The organism is Granulicella aggregans (genome assembly GCF_025685565.1).
Classification (GTDB): Bacteria; Acidobacteriota; Terriglobia; order Terriglobales; family Acidobacteriaceae; genus Edaphobacter; species Edaphobacter aggregans_B.
The window spans coordinates 545,376-562,973 of sequence record NZ_JAGSYE010000002.1 but is presented as its reverse complement, the minus strand read 5'-3'; the positions used below and the strand labels follow the sequence as shown (position 1 = coordinate 562,973).

Annotated in this window: 14 protein-coding genes; 6 read left to right on the top strand and 8 right to left on the bottom strand. The window is 61.8% G+C overall.

The window, feature by feature from the left end:
* Nucleotides 1-8: 8 nt before the first annotated feature.
* Nucleotides 9-1,421, bottom strand: a complete 1,413-nt coding sequence (locus OHL18_RS11880) for a tetratricopeptide repeat protein (RefSeq protein WP_263375063.1) — start codon at nucleotides 1,419-1,421, stop codon at nucleotides 9-11.
* Nucleotides 1,418-4,411, bottom strand: a complete 2,994-nt coding sequence (gene uvrA, locus OHL18_RS11875) for an excinuclease ABC subunit UvrA (RefSeq protein WP_263375062.1) — start codon at nucleotides 4,409-4,411, stop codon at nucleotides 1,418-1,420. Before uvrA ends, OHL18_RS11880 begins: the two co-directional genes overlap by 4 nt.
* A 176-nt stretch (nucleotides 4,412-4,587) precedes the next feature.
* Here uvrA and OHL18_RS11870 point away from each other — a divergent pair, with 176 nt between their 5' ends.
* Both OHL18_RS11870 and OHL18_RS11865 read left to right on the top strand, forming a co-directional pair.
* Entirely contained in the window at nucleotides 4,588-4,830 is a 243-nt protein-coding gene (locus OHL18_RS11870) for an AbrB/MazE/SpoVT family DNA-binding domain-containing protein (RefSeq protein WP_263375061.1), read from the top strand.
* Nucleotides 4,827-5,225, top strand: a complete 399-nt coding sequence (locus tag OHL18_RS11865; protein ID WP_263375060.1) for a PIN domain-containing protein — start codon at nucleotides 4,827-4,829, stop codon at nucleotides 5,223-5,225. The genes OHL18_RS11870 and OHL18_RS11865 overlap by 4 nt, the downstream gene beginning before the upstream one ends.
* A gap of 285 nt (nucleotides 5,226-5,510) precedes the next feature.
* On the opposite strand, the gene lspA is transcribed toward OHL18_RS11865, so the two are convergent.
* Together lspA and ileS are read right to left on the bottom strand one after the other, a co-directional pair.
* Nucleotides 5,511-6,038: a signal peptidase II gene (gene lspA / locus OHL18_RS11860; protein ID WP_263375059.1), complete on the bottom strand. Its 528-nt coding sequence runs from the start codon at nucleotides 6,036-6,038 to the stop codon at nucleotides 5,511-5,513.
* Nucleotides 6,035-9,079, bottom strand: a complete 3,045-nt coding sequence (gene ileS, locus OHL18_RS11855; protein WP_263375058.1) for an isoleucine--tRNA ligase — start codon at nucleotides 9,077-9,079, stop codon at nucleotides 6,035-6,037. The genes lspA and ileS overlap by 4 nt, the downstream gene beginning before the upstream one ends.
* 382 nt (nucleotides 9,080-9,461) lie before the next feature.
* Here ileS and OHL18_RS11850 point away from each other — a divergent pair, with 382 nt between their 5' ends.
* Nucleotides 9,462-10,445: an energy transducer TonB gene (locus OHL18_RS11850; RefSeq protein ID WP_263375057.1), complete on the top strand. Its 984-nt coding sequence runs from the start codon at nucleotides 9,462-9,464 to the stop codon at nucleotides 10,443-10,445.
* Between the two features lie 101 nt (nucleotides 10,446-10,546).
* Here OHL18_RS11850 and OHL18_RS11845 read toward each other — a convergent pair whose 3' ends face one another.
* Nucleotides 10,547-11,161 carry a class IV adenylate cyclase gene (locus tag OHL18_RS11845; protein WP_263375056.1) on the bottom strand — a complete coding sequence of 205 codons (615 nt, stop codon included), beginning with the start codon at nucleotides 11,159-11,161 and terminating at the stop codon, nucleotides 10,547-10,549.
* A gap of 54 nt (nucleotides 11,162-11,215) precedes the next feature.
* On the opposite strand from OHL18_RS11845, the gene OHL18_RS11840 reads away from it, so the two are divergent.
* Nucleotides 11,216-12,277 (top strand): L-threonylcarbamoyladenylate synthase, encoded by a 1,062-nt coding sequence (locus OHL18_RS11840; protein WP_263375055.1) that lies wholly within the window; start codon nucleotides 11,216-11,218, stop codon nucleotides 12,275-12,277.
* Between the two features lie 3 nt (nucleotides 12,278-12,280).
* On the opposite strand, the gene OHL18_RS11835 is transcribed toward OHL18_RS11840, so the two are convergent.
* Nucleotides 12,281-13,204 (bottom strand): DMT family transporter, encoded by a 924-nt coding sequence (locus tag OHL18_RS11835; protein WP_263375054.1) that lies wholly within the window; start codon nucleotides 13,202-13,204, stop codon nucleotides 12,281-12,283.
* 116 nt (nucleotides 13,205-13,320) lie between these two features.
* The gene (locus OHL18_RS11830; RefSeq protein ID WP_263375053.1) at nucleotides 13,321-14,433 is read right to left on the bottom strand and encodes an alpha/beta fold hydrolase; all 1,113 of its coding nucleotides are present in this window, start codon (nucleotides 14,431-14,433) and stop codon (nucleotides 13,321-13,323) included.
* A 140-nt stretch (nucleotides 14,434-14,573) separates the two neighbouring features.
* Here OHL18_RS11830 and OHL18_RS11825 point away from each other — a divergent pair, with 140 nt between their 5' ends.
* Nucleotides 14,574-15,227 carry a class I SAM-dependent methyltransferase gene (locus OHL18_RS11825; RefSeq protein WP_263375052.1) on the top strand — a complete coding sequence of 218 codons (654 nt, stop codon included), beginning with the start codon at nucleotides 14,574-14,576 and terminating at the stop codon, nucleotides 15,225-15,227.
* 5 nt (nucleotides 15,228-15,232) lie between these two features.
* Here the strand turns inward: OHL18_RS11825 and OHL18_RS11820 are convergent, their stop codons facing one another.
* Entirely contained in the window at nucleotides 15,233-16,000 is a 768-nt protein-coding gene (locus tag OHL18_RS11820) for a 3-keto-disaccharide hydrolase (protein ID WP_263375051.1), read from the bottom strand.
* A 182-nt stretch (nucleotides 16,001-16,182) separates the two neighbouring features.
* On the opposite strand from OHL18_RS11820, the gene OHL18_RS11815 reads away from it, so the two are divergent.
* Nucleotides 16,183-17,523, top strand: a complete 1,341-nt coding sequence (locus OHL18_RS11815; protein WP_263375050.1) for a Gfo/Idh/MocA family protein — start codon at nucleotides 16,183-16,185, stop codon at nucleotides 17,521-17,523.
* Nucleotides 17,524-17,598: the final 75 nt, after the last annotated feature.

Genomic DNA, 17,598 nt, shown 5'->3' with positions numbered 1-17,598 from the left:
GAGCCTGCTTACTTCATCTTTTCAAGGGCGATGAGGCGGTGTTTCACCTCCCACTCCTGATCGGCAAACTTGCCGTTTGCCTTAACTTCCGGCAAGTCCAGAAACTGCTTGTACAGCTCGATTGCCTGTTTGTACTGGTGGAGTTTGTCGTGAGCTGTTGCCTCGAGGAAGACAGATCCAGCAGTAGTGGTTGCGACTTTAGCACGCAGATCAAGCGCTTGCAACGTCATTGTTGGGTCATTGTTCTCAGAAGCGGAAAATGCGAGGTCGCTGTACGCTGCTGCAAGGTCTTCCGTGGTGGGGAAGGCCTTGGGATCGGCGACGGCGCGCTTGAGGACGGCTTCGGCTTCTGCGAAGCGGGCGAGATGGACGAGGTTCGCGCCGTAGTCGTCCAGCAGGGTTGGGTCGTTCGGAGTCTGCTTGAGGAGCGCGAGATAGAGAGGATCGGCCTTGGCAGGCTGTTTCGTCTGGGCGTAGAGACGGGCCAGCAGGCGAGTAATACTGGCTTCGTCGGGATGCTGCTGATGGAGAGTTTCCGCGAGCGGCACGGCCAGGGCGGACTTTGCCGGATCATCTTCTGCGAGGTAGGCAGAGGCTAGTTGGGCGGTCAGCGCGGTGTCGCCGGGGTGTACGGCTAAAGCGCCTGTGAGGATCGATTCAGCGTCTGCGGGCTTGTTCTCCAAGCGAAGGACGTGAGCCAGAGCGGCACATGTTGCCGGATCGTTTGGTGTCGCAGTGAGGAGCCGTTTGTAGGCAGTCTCGGCCAGTGGAAGATCGTTGAGAGCTTCTGCGATCTGGGCGGAGAGGAGGATGTCGTCAGGGGTCTCAGACGACATCTTGAGCGCGGTGAGGAGCTCGTCCCGGGCGTCGGCGGCGTTAACAGTGAGGTCAAGTTTGGCGAGCCCCCGAAGTGCGCGGGCGGCGGTGTCGACATCATTCGCAGGACCAGATAGGTTGGCGGCTGCCAGGAGTTCGGTGTGCGCCTCTGAAGGCTTGCCGTCGCGGGCGAGAAGCAGGCCCAGGGCGAGGTGTGGCGAGGCGAACTTTGGATCGGCAGCGGCGGAGGCGCGGTAGGCAGCGGCGGCTTCGGCGTCATGGTCGAGGTTGTCCTGCGTCAGGCCGAGATCAAAGAGGATGTGGGCGTCTTTGGGGTTGGCGGCAGAGAGCTTCTGGAGGATGGGAAGGGCAGCCGTGTAGTCGGACTTCTCAAGGGCGTCGTTGGCCTGCATGAGGAGGGTGGTGTCGGGGGCGGCGGGCTGCTGGGTGGTGTCTGCGGGAAGTTGGGCTCGTGCTTGCACGCACAAGAGCAACACAAGGATCAGGAAGATTGGGTAGGAGCGGTTCGTGCTGCGCACGAATGCCCACCCATGCGGTGAAGCTGCATGGATGGGGCACCCAGAGAGTGGCTTCCTTGTGATCATGCGGTGACTGCGATCTCTTCGTGTGTTGCGGTTGCGGGTGGGGGGGGGAGCACCGGGGCGAGCCAGTGGCCGGTGTGGCTGGCGGGGTTCGCGGCGATCTCTTCAGGCGTTCCTTCGGCGACGACGCGTCCGCCGCCGGAGCCGCCTTCGGGGCCCATGTCGATGACCCAGTCGGCGGACTTGATGACGTCGAGGTTGTGCTCGATGACGAGGAGCGAGCCGCCGCCGTCGATGAGCTTGCGGAAGGCGGCGAGGAGTTTGGCCACATCGTCGAAGTGGAGGCCGGTGGTGGGCTCGTCGAGGATGTAGAGGGTGCGGCTGCGGGCCTTTACGGCCGCCTCATTCGTCGTGGCGCGATTTTGTATTGTTCGCGCCGTAGATAAGTGCGACGCGAGTTTGACGCGCTGGGCTTCGCCGCCGGAAAGCGTGGTGGCGGACTGGCCGAGGCGAACGTAGCCGAGCCCGACTTCGTCGAGGACGTAGAGCTTGTCGGCGATCTTGGGGTTGCCGGCGAAGTAGACGAGGGCTTCCTTGACCGTCATGTTCAGGACGTCGTGGATGTTCTTGTTGCGATACTTCACGTCGAGCACGGAGTTTTTGTAACGTGTGCCGTTACATTCTTCGCAGGGCAGCTCGATGTCGGCGAGGAACTGCATCTCGACGGTGACGGTGCCATCGCCCTCGCACACATCGCAGCGGCCACCGGGGACGTTGAACGAAAAGCTGCCAGCGGAGAGGCTCTTGCGCTTGGCGTCAGGTTGCGCGGCGAAGAGCTCGCGGATGGCGTCGAAGGCCTTGATGTAGGTGACCGGGTTCGACCGCGGGGTCCGGCCGATGGGGGACTGGTCGACGAGAACGACATCGTTGAGGTACTGCGCTCCGGAGAGTCCGCGATAGAGATGCGCGGGGTCGGAGCCTTCGCCCTGGCCCAAGGCCTGCATCAGCGCACGGTATAAGACTTGGTGCACGATGGTGGACTTGCCCGAGCCGGAGACGCCGGTCACGCAGCAGAGCAGGCCGAGCGGAATGTCGAGGTCGACGCCCTTGAGGTTGTGAATGCGCGCGCCGGTGAGCTTGAGATGCTCGCGGCCTACTTCGCGGCGGTGCTTGGGGACGGGGATGGTGAGACGGCCGGAGAGGTACTTGCCAGTGATGGAGTTCGGGTCACGGGTGACCTCGGATACTGTGCCTGCGGCGAGGAGCTGACCGCCGAGTTCGCCAGCGCCGGGCCCGAGGTCGAGGAGATAGTCGGCGGCGCGGATGACATCGGGATCATGCTCGACGACGAGGATGGTGTTGCCGAGGTCGCGCAGATCTTCCATGATGCGGATGAGTTTGGCGGTGTCGCGGGTGTGCAGGCCGATGCTGGGTTCGTCCAACACATACAGAGCGCCTACAAGGCGTGAGCCTAGCGAGGTTGCAAGCTGAATGCGCTGCGACTCGCCGCCCGAAAGCGTGGAGCTAAGGCGGTCGAGCGTGAGGTAGTCGAGGCCGACCTGGTGCAGGAAGCCGATGCGCTGGCGGACCTCTTCGAGGATCTTTCCGGCGATCTCAGTTTGTGCCGGTGAAAGTTGCAAATTGTCGAAGAACTCCTGCGCGGCGGTGATGGTGAGGGCGGCAGCCTCGCAGATGTTCATGTTGTTGATGAGGACAGCGCGGGCTTCGGCGCGGAGGCGCTGGCCCTTGCAGTCGGGGCAGGTGGCGTAGCCGCGGTACTTCGAGAGGAAGACGCGGACGTGGAGCTTGTACTTCTTTCGGTCGAGCTCGGCGAAGAAGCCGCGAATGCCGGGGAAGCTGCCTTTGCCTTCCTGGATGAACTCCTGCTGCGCGGGCGTGAGGTCGAACCAGGGGACGTTGGTGGGAACGCCTGCGGCCGCTGCCGCGCGCTTCATCTCGCCGTGGTGCGGGCGGTACTTGGTGGTTGTCCACGGGGCGACCGCGCCTTCGTCGAGGGTCTTTGACTTGTCCGGGATGATGAGGTTGGGGTCGAAGTCGATGGTGTTGCCGAAGCCCTGGCAGCGCGGGCAGGCGCCGAAGGGATTGTTGAAGGAGAAGAGGCGCGGCTCGGGCTCGCGATAGGCGCGGTGGCAGGTGGTGCACTCGAAGGCGGCGCTGTAGCGGAAGGATTGTGGTGCTTGGTCTTCTTCGCGCGGGACGGTCTGGAAGCGGACTTCGCCGGACTCGCGGTAGCCGGTCTCGATAGCGTCGACGATGCGGGCGCGAACGTCGGGCGAGATGGCGAGGCGGTCGATAAGCACAAAGATAGGCTGCGTGAAGTCAAGCTCGAGCAAAGACTCGGGGGTCGAGAACTCGACGATCTTGCCATTCTGGAAGAGACGGTTGTAGCCGCGACGGCGGAGTTCGGTGAGGCGCTCTTTGAGTGCGTCGGTGATGTCGACGACTGGCGGCGCTGGGGGGGCTTTGGTCTTCTTCGTGGAGAGCTTGGTCGGCTTCGGCGGGGCAGGAGCTTCGACGGCTGCGACGCTCGAACCTTGCAGGGCTTCTAGCTTGATCTCCGCGCGGACGATGGGGAAGAGCGCGTAAGCGCGGGTGGATTCCGGCAGCGCCAGCAGCGAGTCGACGATCTCGTCGACGGAGTCGCGCTTGACGATGCCGCCGCAGTGCAGGCAGGTGACGGTGCCGCAGCGGGCATAGAGCAGGCGGAGGTAGTCGTAGATCTCGGTGGCTGTCGCTACGGTCGAGCGCGGGTTTCGCGTCTGGTTCTTCTGCTTGATGGCGATGGCCGGAGCGAGGCCGTCCATGAAGTCGACGTCGGGCTTCTCGATGCGCTCGAGGAACTGGCGGGCGTAGGCGGAGAGCGATTCCACGTAACGGCGCTGGCCCTCGGCGTAGACGGTGTCAAAGGCGAGCGAGGACTTGCCCGAACCGCTGACGCCGGAGACGACGGTGAGTTTGTTGTGAGGGATAGAGACGTCGATGCCCTTGAGGTTGTGGGTGCGCGCGCCGCGGATTGTGATCTGGTCATTCATAAGAGGCCGATGTTCGTTGCCCGTTCTCCGTTGTGCGAGACAGGCGGAGAGGGCAAACCTCTATTTTCGGTTAGATTGGGTTGGAATGCCAGCGGGGTGTTTCACGTCATAGATCCGCCACCAGTTTCGTGCAGTGCGCTTTACAATTGCTAAAATGTAAAGCAGGAGATGCTCTCATGGAAGCTACCCTCAGCAGCAAGAATCAGGTAACCCTTCCGAAGCAGGTGCGGGAGTATCTGAACCTCAAAGCGGGGGACCAGTTCAAGTTCTTTCTCCAGCCTGACGGTGCCGTTGTGATTCTGCCGAAGACCCCGGTATCCAGGCTCAAAGGGATTCTGCCGAAGCTTGACCATGTCGTGACGGTGGAAGAGATGGAGTCCGCTCTCGGCAAGAGTGCGACGGCGCGCTATCGGCGATGATCGGTCTCGATACGAACGTCGTCCTGCGCTATCTGCTTCAGGATGATCCGGACCAGTCTGTGCTGGTGAATCGTATCTTCGAGCGCAGGATCAGTGCATCCGATCCTGGGTTTATCAACGTGGCTGTGATGCTGGAGATTGTCTGGGTCTTGAGGAGTGTCTTCAAGCAAACGCCCATTCAGATTGCAGCGTGCCTCGAGGCGCTTCTCACCGCGGACTCTCTAACGATCCAGAATGAACAGCAGGTGTTCGAAGCGGCCTTCGCTTTGAAGCGCGGGACGGCGGAGTTCGAAGATGCTCTGATCGGGGCGCTGAATGCTCATTCAGGATGTGGGCATACGCTGACGTTCGATCGAAGAGCGGTTCGGGTGGCGGGACTCAAAGCGATTGGGTGAGGTTGGTGGCTGAGAGAAGCAGATCCTCCGCCTTCGGCGAAGGATGACAAAGGGCAAGAGGTTATAACTCCGGGCTGAATATCACTCGTAGCAACATATGCCAGAAGCCGTAGCGAACTACTCCATATACGCCCGCAAATAGGCCCAGAGCTGCTAAAACCCATTGCGCCCATGTGGGCAGTTTGTCGATCTGTTTTGTGATGATTCCCACGAAAGCATGGTCTCACAGGTAGGTCGTGAGACGCAGATTCCCTTCGGGAATGACAAACAAAATTGCAATGATGATTAGTCGATTTGTGGCTGTGGGCGGAAGATTTCTATGACCAGCAGGCAGGCTCCGATGACGATGCAGCTGTCGGCGACGTTGAAGTCGGGCCAGTGGTAGTGGACGATGGTGACTTCGAGGAAGTCGACGACGGAGTAGAGGCGGGCGCGGTCGTAGAGGTTGCCCACAGCGCCGCCGAGGATGAGCGCGAGCGCCACGCTACTGATGGTGAGGTAGCGGCCGGTGCGCAGCAGCAGGCCGAGCACGATGAAGGCCGCGACGACTGAGAAGACGATCAGCCCGATGCGGACGGTGCCGGGAGAGACGGAGTCAGCGAAGAGGCTGAAGGCCGCGCCGGTGTTGAGCACATGAGTCAGGCGAAAGACGCCTGGAATGATGACGCGCGCGCTGCCGCTGGGGATGTGGTGGACGATCCAGAGCTTTGAGAGGCGGTCGGCTACGATGACGAGCGCGCTGAGGATCAGGAGCGGGATGCGCCAGTCTCGGGTGCGTTCGCGCGGCGGGAAGGGCATGGTGTGCAGGTTCATTCGGCCGCGCCTTTCTCGCCTTCGGCGGTGTACGGCGGGAAGTGGATCGCGGCGAGGGCTTCGGCGCAGCGGAGGCAGACGGTTGGGTAGTTGGCTTCGTTGCCTACGTCGGGGACGTAGCGCCAGCAGCGTTCGCACTTGGGTCCGCCAGCAGCAGCCGTCTTCAGGCGAACGGTATCAGTGATGGTTGGAGAGCCTGGCGTGAAGACGTGACTATCGACTAAGTCTTGGTTGGTCGCGTAGTAGAGTTTTTCTCTGTCGCCGATGGCTTCAAGAAAAACCTGCGAGACGTTGAATAGCTCACATAGACTCCCTTCGTATCTCTCAAGCAGAGGCAGGGATGTCGAATCTGCGCCAATCGACACGCTAGCTTCGAGAGATTTCCCGATTACCTTTTCGCGACGCATCTCTTCCAACTTGATCATCACTTTTTCACGAACCGCGAGAAGTCGTTGCCAATCTTCTTCAAGCTGCTTCACGCTGCCGGGGATGATGTCCTTCATGTCTGGGAAGAGCGCGAGGTGGACGCTGGATTCGCGGCCCTCGACTTTGGGCAGCAACGCCCACGTTTCATCGGCGGTGAAGCTGAGGATGGGGGCGATCAACCGGGTGAGGGCTTCGGCGATGCGCCAAAGCGCGGTCTGGGCGCTGCGGCGTGCTGCGTGGTTCGGGGCGAAGGTGTAGAGGCGGTCCTTCAGGACGTCGAGGTACAAGGCGCTGAGGTCGGTGTTCACGAACTCGTTGAGCGCGTGGTAGGCGCGGTGGAACTCGAAGTGTTCGTAAGCGGTGCGGATCTTGGCGTCGAGCTCGGCCATGCGGGCGAGGATGTACTGGTCGAGCGGTTCGAGCTTGTGGAAGTCGGTGACCGCGTCAGTGGCAGGCGTGAAGTCGTGCAGGTTGCCGAGCAGGAAGCGCAGCGTGTTGCGGAGCTTGCGGTAGTTGTCGCTGACGCGCTGCATCAGGTTTTCGCTGGCGGCGACGTCCTCGCGGAAGTCGACCGAGGCGACCCAGAGGCGGATGACCTCGCCGCCCAGGCGCTTGGCGATGTCGACAGGGTCGACGCCGTTGCCGAGCGACTTCGAGAACGGGCGGCCTTGTTCGTCGAGCGTCCAGCCGGAGGTAGCGACCATGCGGTAGGGAGCGATGCCGCGCGTGGCCACGGAGTTCAACAGGGAAGAGTGGAACCAGCCGCGGTGCTGGTCTCCGCCCTCGGTGTAAAGATCGGCGGGGAAGCTCAGTTCGGGCTCGGCTTCGAGGACGGCGTGCCAGCTTGCGCCGGACTCGAACCAGACGTCGAGGATGTCCATCTCCTTGCGGAACTCGGTGTGGCCGCAGGAGCAGGTGGTTCCCGCTGGCAGCAGGGCTGCGGGCTCGTGAATGTACCAGGCGTCGGCGCTCTCCTTCTTGAAGAGTTCGACGATGCTCTTGTTGATGGCGGCGTCGTTGAGCGGGGTGCCGCACTTGTCGCAGAGGAAGACGGCGATAGGAACGCCCCAGATGCGCTGGCGGGAGATGCACCAGTCGGGCCGGGTGGCGATCATGTTCGAGATGCGCTCTTCGCCCCAGGCGGGGTCCCAGACGACTTTTTTGATCTCATCGAGGGCGCGTTGGCGGAAGCTTTCCGTGGTTCCGTCGGGCGCGACCATCGGCGTTTCCATGCCGATGAACCACTGCTCCGTTGCACGGACGATGACCGGGTTGTGGCAGCGCCAGCAGTGCGGGTAGGAGTGCTCGATGCTGGCGGCGGAGAGCAGCGCGCCGTGCTCGCGCAGGAGCTCGATGATGACAGGGTTGGACTTGAAGACGGTGAGGTCGTCGTAGACCTGCGTGGTGTGGTTCGAGTACTTATCGGCGGTGTGGCGCTGCTTGCCGGCATTGTCGACGTACTGGATCTCTGGGAGTTCGTAGCGCTTGCCGGTGTAGAAGTCGTCGACTCCATGGGCGGGCGAGGTGTGGACCGCGCCGGTGCCTTGCTCGGCCGTGACATAAGGCGCGAGGACGCCCAGGATCTCGCGATCGAGGAAGGGGTGGTGGAAGGTGGCGTGTTCGAGGTGCTCGCCGGTGAAGACGGCGACGATGTCGGCCTGGGATGCGGGTTCGGATGGGTTGGCCGCGCTCATCAGGTTGCAGCGAACGATGACCTCTGACAGAAGCGCCTGGGCGACGATGTAGGTGGCGTTTGGCGTGGCGAGGGCGACGTACTCCATGCCGGGGTTGAAGGCGATGGCTTGGGATGCCGGAAGGGTCCAGGGGGTGGTGGTCCAGATGATGGCGTAGACATCTGTGGCAGACCCACCCATCGCATGATACAAAGGCGCGATGGATGGGGCACCCAAACCTTGACCCGGATTTGGGGCGCTCGTCAGCTTGTAGCGGACGTAGACGCTGGGGCTGGTGTGCTGCTCGTACTCCACCTCGGCCTCGGCGAGGGCGGTCTTGTCGTGGATGCACCAGTAGACCGGTTTGAGGCCCTTGTAGACGAACTCCTTCTCGAAGAACTCGTAGAAGGTCTCGAGGATGCTGGCCTCGTAGGCGAAGGACATCGTCAGGTAGGGGTCGTTCCAGCGGCCAAAGATGCCGAGGCGCTCGAACTGGGACTTCTGCAGGTCGACGTACTTCTGCGCGTACTCGCGGCAGGCGCGGCGGACGGAGATGGCTGGCATGTCGAGCTTCTTGCGGCCGAGTTGCTCATCGACCTTGATCTCGATGGGCAGGCCGTGGCAGTCCCAGCCAGGGACGTAAGGGGAGTCGAAGCCGGCCATGGTCTTGGTCTTGACGACGAAGTCCTTGATGCACTTGTTCAGGGCGTGGCCCAGGTGGATGGCCCCGTTGGCGTAGGGCGGTCCGTCGTGCAGGACGTACTTGGCCTCACCTTTGCGGGCGGCGCGAATCTGGCCGTAGAGGTCCGCCTGCTGCCACGCGGCGAGGCGCACGGGCTCGTTCTGCGGCAGATTCGCCTTCATGGGGAAGGTGGTCTGCGGGAGGTTCAGGGTAGACTTTAGACCTTTTGGCTGGTCATGATTCGGGGTTACTTCCGGCATCGATTCCTCTGCATTTAAGGCAGCAAGACAGAGCTGCGGTCAAACGTCTATTGTATCCGGGATGAAGATGTCGAATCGCTTCAAGGCGAGGGCGAGAGATTGCATGTGATGGACGGAGTTAAAGATATTTAACGCCGAAATGATTTCGGCGTACCTGACAGGCTTCACGTGCGTCAAACCTAGAGGCAGACGTGTGTGAAAGTTTGTAGAATGACATCAGGCCAGTGTTTTATTTGCCTGGAGTCATCCGGCGGAAGACCGGGAACGTACAGGCAAGAGTGGTATCGGGCGCGATGGACGCGTACCGCTGCGGCTCGAAGTGGAGCGATAAGGTTTTGCGACGAGGGTCGCAGACCCTGAAGTCGCCGAGGCGAAACTTTTTATGGCCAATTCGTTGATGATTGCCCCCGAGACTGAACCGAGCGAAGAAGTCGTCTCAGTTCCACGTCGGGACGTGGAACTGCATATTGACGGCAAGGATCTACTGGGCCCGGAACAGGGTATCTTTGCGTCGCTGAAGAACAGCATCTACGACGTCTTTTTTCCGAAGAAGCTGCCGCCGCTGGTGCTGGAGTCGAAGCCGGTTGCGGTGGTGGACCGGATGGCGGTCAAGCGCGACCCAACCTCCACGGCGATCGCGATTGTGATCCACGCTGTGATCATTGGGTTGATCCTCTGGGTCGTCGGGCGCAAGATCGTCCAGATTACGGCTCCCAAACAGCTGAACGTTGTGTCACTGGAGACTCCGGTTCGCCCCCCTGCCCCGGTGAAGACCATACGGATGGGTGGCGGCGGCGGACAGAAGGGCCCAGCTCCGGTAAGCAAGGGAAGTCCGCCGAAGTTCAGCCCGGTGCAGATTACGCCGCCGATAGCGCCTCCGAAGATTGAGCCAAAGCTGGCGGTTGCGCCGACGATCGATGTCGATCCGCACCTGAAGATGCAGACGGATATGCCGAACATCGGGATGGCAAACGCGCCTAAGGTCGGCGTTTCGATGGGCAACGGCAATGGCTCGGGACTGGGTTCCGGGAACGGAAATGGCATGGGGCCGGGATCTGGCGGAAACACGGGCGGCGGCATCCGGCAGATTGGCGGAAGCGTGAGCGCACCTAAGGTTGTCTCCCAGGTCGATGCCGAGTTTACCGAAGAGGCGCGCAAGGCGAAGTACATGGGTGTGGCGATCGTCGATGTGGTCGTCGATGAGAGAGGCATGCCGATCCGGGTGCGCGTGGTCAGTGATCCTGGCATGGGACTTGGCGACAAGGCGAAGGAGGCGGTGCAGCAGTTCCGCTTCAAGCCGGGTATGGACAATGGCAAGCCGGTAAAGACGGAAGTGCAGATCCAGGTGGACTTCCACATCTACTGATTTTGCTGGGGAGTGCAGAAAAGCCCGCTCGGTTGAGCGGGCTTTTTGTTTGTGGCGGTCCGAAAACGTAAGGTAGATCCTCCTCTGGGTGCGGACGAACCCTATACCGCTACAGCCGCGTTGATCTCAGCGAAGGTGAGGTGTTCTGCCGGGCTGCCGGTGGCGAGTCTCCAGTTCTCGAAGAGCTTCCCGTAGCTGTCGGTGATGCAGGTCTTGGGGTCGACCAGGAGGAGCTCCAGCATGCTGTCTATCCAGTCCGGCGGCCCTTCGAGCTCGGCGTAGTTGCCGATGGGGGTCTCGTCGACGACGAGGTGGCCAAGAGCGCCGTCGGAGCGTTCGGCGGCGAAGAGCGGCATCTGGGACCACTCGGTGCGGAACTTTTCGTAGCGGAAGACAGGCAGATAGCCGAGGCTGGAGAAGATCTCGGCCGTGGCCTCGCCGTCGTCGACGTGGGTCTCGGTCTCGATGCGGACCTTGAACCGCGCTGAGGCTAGGTCGCTGCTGGGGCGCTTGTGGGTGACGGTCCAGAGCGAGCCGTACTGGCGGATACGAAGGATCTGACGCTGTTCTCGGAGGGTCCGGGTGGGGGTGTCGTAGAGCGTATTGCGTTCAAAGGTTCGAGCGCTATCAAGGTGGAATCCGAGGGAGGGAAGCATGGACTGAAAGTCGGCGGGGTCGCTGACTGGGAACTTGAGTTCGATCTCAGGAGCCTGCATTCACAAAGTATACGGCGGATGGGGGATGGACTTTGCGCCGGATAAGATGTGGAGATGAATGGTTTGTGCAAAACCGAGCATTTATTTGCTCACGAGGGGGAGAACCGGGGCGGAATCGAGCGGGCAGCGGAGGTTTTGCGCGGTGGCGGGACGGTCGCTTTCCCGACGGAGACGGTCTACGGGCTGGGGGCGAACGCTCTTGATGCGACGGCCATTGCGAAGATCTTTACGGCGAAGGAGCGTCCGGAGTGGGATCCTCTGATTGTGCATGTAAGCGACCGCGAGATGATGGCTAGGGTGGCGGAAGTTCCAGAGGAGTTCTCGGCAAGGGTAGGGACGTTGATTGAGGCGTTCTGGCCCGGGCCTTTGACGCTGCTGTTGCCGAGGACGAGTGCGGTGCCGGATGCGGTGACAGCGGGTCGACCGCTGGTGGGGGTGAGGATGCCGGGGCATCCTGTGGCAATGGAGCTGATTCGGCTGGCTGGGGTGCCGGTGGCTGCTCCCAGTGCGAACCGGTTTGGCCGGACAAGTCCTACGACGGCAGGGCATGTGCTCGAAGATCTGGATGGCCGGATCGATGCGGTGCTGGATGGTGGAGCGACGCGCGTGGGGATCGAGTCTACTGTTCTCGATGTGCTGAAGACGCCGATGGTGGTTTATCGCCCTGGGGCGGTGACCGCCGCGATGATCTTCGATGCGACTGGGGTGGAAGTGGAGTTGTTTCGGGCGGCTGCTTCTGTTGACTCTGTGCCGGAGAGTCTGCCTTCGCCGGGAGTGGGGTTGCGGCACTATGCTCCGCGGGCGCGTCTGGTCTTGGTTTCGGTGGAGGCTTCCGGAGATGTGACCCATTCGCTGCACGCAGCGATTGAGCAAGCACAAGAAGCGGAAGAGAAGGTGGGAGTCATCCTGCCGGAGGAGTGGGACGCCTCGTATGCGGAGGAGACGTTCGTGTGCGGGGAGTGGGGCGATGACGATGCCTTCGCGCATCGGATCTTCGCGGGGTTAAGGTGGTTGGATTCGCGCGGGGTGGATGTGATTGTGTGTCCGGTGCCGAGTGGGGACGGGGTGGCGGTGGCGCTCCGGGACCGGTTGGAGAAGGCGGCTCGGAGGAAGTAGCGGCTAAACGGGAATCTGTTCTGGAGTTTGAGCGGCTGGGAGCAGCTCGGTGGCGGCGATTCCGGCGGCGATGAGTGCCGCGCCGGTTAAGGCTCGGGTGCCGAGGTGCTCCTTAAAGAAGAGCAGCGAGGTGAGCCAGGCGAAGACGGGTTCGAGCGAGAGGATGACCGCCGTGTGCGTCGGCGGCAGGTGCTTCTGCGCCCAGCTTTGGATGGTGAAGGCGGCGGCAGTGGCGATGATGCTGGTGACGCCAAGGGCAAGGATTAGGCGCGGCGTGAAGGTGGCATGGGGCTGCTCGCCGAGCGGGAGGGTGACGAGCATGATGAGCGCGGCAAAGCCTATTTGAAGTGTGGAGAGCTGCTGCAGTGACAAGCCGGGCGAAGTATGCGCAAGGGAGATAAGGTGTCCGGCGAAGGCGATGGCGCAGGCGAGGGTGAGCAGGTCGCCCAGGCCGATGGACGCGAAGAGGTGACGCCACTCTGTGCCGGGCGGAGTTGTGAGCAAGAGTAAGCCGCTGAAAGCGAGGACAGCTCCGATCGCGGCGGTCCAGCGCGGGGCATGGGAGCCGGCCGGGCGCAGCGCGGGGATCGCGGTGAAGAGCGGCACGAAGACCACGACCAGGCCAGTGATGAAGGCGGACTTCGCTGGCGTAGTGCGGGCGAGGCCGCTGGTCTGGAACTGGTATCCGGCGGCGAGGAGGATGCCGACGACAAGGCCGGAGACGACCGAACGCCGTGAGAGCTTGCGGAGATGGCGGTGATTCACTGCCGCGAGCACGACGAAGGCAAGCGTCATGCGGAGGAGATTGAAGAGAAGCGGGGTCGAGTCGGTAAGAGCGTCTTTGACGAGGACGAAGGTCGCTCCCCAGACGGCTACGGTGGCGAGCAGGAGTAGATGCGCGACGGTCGATGGCGTGAGTCGAAGCATGAAGGTGTTAAGTCAGCCTACATGGCTGCGCGATCGAGCGAGATGGCTGTCGTGGTCCAATCCCACCCATGCGAAGAGACCGCATGGATGGGGCACCCGGAGTGGACCCCCGGCGTCTAGTCTGCTCTGGCGATCTTGAGGAAGGCGGCGATGTGGTCATTGAGAAAGCTCGCATCGGCGGGGCTGGCGCCTGCACCTGCAGGATGGCCCCAGAGTGAAGGGATGGGCAGAAGCGTGACGTGGGGGATGAACTTCGACTCATACTGGGCGTCGGTGACGGGGAAGTAGAGATCGGTTGCGGATGGCATGTAGAGGACCGGAGCCTTGATGGAGGCGAGGGCTTTTTCTACGTCGCCGTTGAAGCCGGGAGTTGCGCCTACGTCGTTGCTCTCCCAGGTGCGCATCTGCAGGATAAGGTCGTTGGCGTCGGCTCCGTCGATGAAGTGGGTGCGGTACTTCTCGACGACTTGCTTGAAGGTGGTTCCGGCGGGTTCTTCGGTGCGCCATAGCTCCTGTCGCCACCACTCCTGCGAGAAGAGCCACGCGGTCCAGATGAGGTTGAAGGTCTCGATGCCCTTCTTTGGCTGGACGGTGTAATCGCCGTTGTTGAAGGTGGGGTCGGCGGTGATGGCGTCGATCTGGCTTTCCAGGCGGACAATGCCGTGGCCGTAGGTCTTCGCGGTGCCGGAGGTGGCGACGACGCGGTCCATGAAGGTGGGGTAGGAGACAGCCCACTGGAAGGCCTGCTGCGCTCCCATGGAGAATCCTATGACGGCCTTGAGGTGCTGCACGCCGAGCTCCGTGGTGAGGAGCTGGTGGACGGCTTCGACGTTATCGCGGATGGTGGTGACGGGGAAGCGGGGGCCGTGAAAGGGCTCGGGCGTATTGCTGGGCGAGGACGAGCGGCCGTTGCCAAAGAGTTCGCTCGTGATGAGGAACTGCTTTGTCGGGTCGAGTGCCTTGCCGGGGCCGATCAGCCAATCGTAGCCGTGCATCTCTGCCATGTAGTGCGACGGTAGGAGGATGGCGTTGTCCTTGGCGGCGTTGAGGTGGCCGTAGGTGCCATAGACGACGCGCGCCTCGGGCAGCACGACGCCGCTTTCGGTGCGGAATTCTTTGATGACGAAGGTGTGTTGGGTGGGTTCAGGCTGCGTGGTTTTCGTGTCTGCGGTCTGGGCGATTGCCGCAAAGGAGGAGAACGCAAGGCTAGCCGCCAGGAGGTGTTTCATTGTCCGCATGGTGTAGAGGGTATTACGGCAGCGAGGATTCTACGAAGGAAGGATCGGCTTGTTGCGGCTTGCCAAGGATTGCAGCGCGGTTTTGAACCGGGTGTTTGCCAGAGGGGCCGTTTCAAGCGGATGCTTGGGGGATGAGATCTTTCGGGCGTTTCTTTGTGGTGTTGAGCTTGTCGGCGTCGATGGTGGTTGGAGCGGGTTCAGCGCAGGCACCGCAGCGGCCTACGAGCACGCCGTATGCGGGCGATCTGTCGATCTTCGAATATCCAGAACGCGACAAGAAGCTGCAGATCGATCGTGTGATGGACCTGCTGGGGATCAGGCCGGGGAAGAGTGTGGTGGATATCGGCGCAGGTTCGGGATGGTTTACGGTGCGGGCGGCTCGGCGCGTCGCACCTGGAGGCACGGTGTACGCGGAGGACATCAATGCTGAAGCGATTAAGTACATCGATCAGCGTGCGCAGAAAGAAAAGCTGGGCAATGTGAAGACGGTGCTGGGGGCGCCGGATGAGCTGAAGCTGCCGCCGGGGAGCGTGGATGCAGCGCTGATGCTGAAGGTCTACCACGAGATCGCGCACCCTATCCCCGTGATGAAGGAGTTGCGGGCAGCGCTCCGGCCGGGGGCGAAGGTGGGGATCATCGACCGCAATGGGAGTGGAACGGACCACGGGTTGAACCTGGAGATTGTGGTGAGGGAGATGGGCGAGGCCGGGTATAGGCTGGAGGCGAAGTACGACTTCACTAAAGCCGATGGGCAGGATTATTTTCTGATCTTCGGGGTGAAGTGATTCCACTACTTCAACGGTGATAACTGGATGTTGCGGAAGTAGACCTCCGCACCCTCGGACTGGAAGAGGATCTTACCTTCGGTGGGGAAGGGATCGGTGCCTACGTTGGCGAGGACTCCGTTGACGTACTGGGTGATGTGATTGTCGTCGACGACGACTTCCAGGATGTTCCATTCGCCATAGGGCTTTTCGAGTTCGCCCTCAGTGTTGCGGAAGCCCACGACATTCTTCTGCGGGCCTTTGTGGATGTGGCCGATGTTGGTGGCGGCTCCTGTGGGGCCGGTCACGCGCTTGCCGTCTGGGCCGGTGAGGGCTGCGCCGTCGGTCAGCCAGAAGTCGCCGGTCTCGCCTTCCTTGATCTGGAACTCGATGGAGCGGGGCCAGACCTTGTCTTCGCCCTGGATGTTGTAGAGGATGCCGCTGTCACGCGCCTGTCCCTTGCGCTCGCCGAAGGTACCGGTGCCCCATTTGAACTCGGCGCGGAGATAGAAGCGGTGGAAGGACTGCTTGGTGATGATGTATCCCATCTCGTGTCCGGAGACATGGATGACTTTGTTCTCCACCTTGAAGACGTGGGTGGGGTCGGAGTTCAAGCCACGGCCCTTGATGAAGGTGTCGAATTTTGAGAGGTCTTTGCCATCGAAGAGAACGATGGGAGCTTGGCGCGGCGGCAGCGTGTACTCCGGGGTGGTCTGAGCGATGACCGGAAGACCGGACAGCAACAGGGCTAGGAGTACGGTCTGCAGTGGGCGGATACGTTTCGATGCGAGCACTTTGCGTTTCTCCGTCTGACTGGATCAGTTTAGGGCGAATCGGAGGATTTCCCAAGTCGCTGAAGCGTTTGTCCTCAGGGTTCGGGGCAAGGGGCGCTGGACACTTCCGTGTCCCATCCCGTACCTTTTCTACCGAAGCGAGATAACGAAACCATCCCGCACCGACTTCGAGGGAGTTACCGATGCCAGACCGTAGAGCCTTTCTTCAATCCGCTGCAAAGACGACCATGCTTGCCGCCGCGGCGGGCCGCCTTCACCCGCTTCTCGCGCAGGCCCCGGCGGTTGCGCCACGCTCCGCAAACGACCAGATCAACCTGGCGTTGATCGGCGCGGGCATCCAGGGACAGTTCGACACCAGCGTCGCCATCACCGTTCCGGGTGTGAAGCTGGTCGCCGTGGCCGATTGCTACGACGGCCGTCTGACCCATGCGAAGGAGCTGTGGGGCAATGACGTCTTCACGACTCGCGACTATCGCGAGATTCTGAAGCGCCCCGATGTCGACGCGGTACTGATCGCCACGCCCGACCACTGGCATAAGCAGGCCGCCGTGGACAGCATGAAGGCGGGCAAGGATGTCTACCTCGAAAAGCCGATGATCCATCTCTACTCGGATGGGCCGGAGATCATCGATGCAGCGAAGTCGACCAACCGTATTCTTCAGGTGGGCAGCCAGCGCGTCAGCTCCGTGGTCTACGCGAAGGCGAAGGAGCTGCTGGCTTCGGGCGCTATCGGCAAGCTGAACATGGTGCAGGCGCGGTGGGATCGGAACTCGTCGATCGGCGCTTGGAACTACTCCGTGCCGCTCGATGCTTCGACCGAGACCTGCGACTGGCCGCGCTTCCTCGGTACCGCGCCGAAGATTCCGTGGAGCGGCGAGCGGTTCTTCCAGTGGCGCAAGTGGAAGGATTATGGTTCGGGCGTGGCGGGAGATTTGTTCGTTCACCTCTTCAGCGGGACGCACTTCATCACTGGATCGCATGGACCGACGCGCGCGATGGCGACGGGAGGTCTGCGGTACTGGAAGGATGGCCGCGACGCGAACGACGTGCTGCTCGCGCTGTTCGACTATCCCGAGGGCTTCAACCTGAGCCTGCGCGTGAACTTCGTCGATGGTGGCGAAGAGAGCGAAGGCTTCCTGTTCACGGGATCGGAAGGACAGATGGAGATCTCCGGGCGCACGGTTACGGTCACTCGGGTTCCTCCATCGAAGGAGCCCGGATATACCGTATCCACGTTCGCGGACGCGCAGCAGAAGGCGTACATCGAGCAGTACCGCAAGAAGTATCCCGTGGTCCATCCCGAGGAGACACCGCGCGATGTGGAGGCCTTTACCGCGCCGCAGGGATATCTCGACAGCTACGACCACTTCTCGAACTTCTTCAAGTCAGTACGCAGCCGGCAGGTTCCTGTGGAAGATGCGACGTTCGGCTTCCGCGCGGCGGGAGCGGCGTTGCTCGGGAACCTGAGCTTCGAGAAGGACAGCATCATTCACTGGAATCCGGAGACGATGAAGATCGTTTAGGGAAGTCCATGGCTGGAGAAGCAGATCCTCCGAGGGGCGAATCGCGGTGAGGCGTGCGATTCGCCCCTCGAAGGA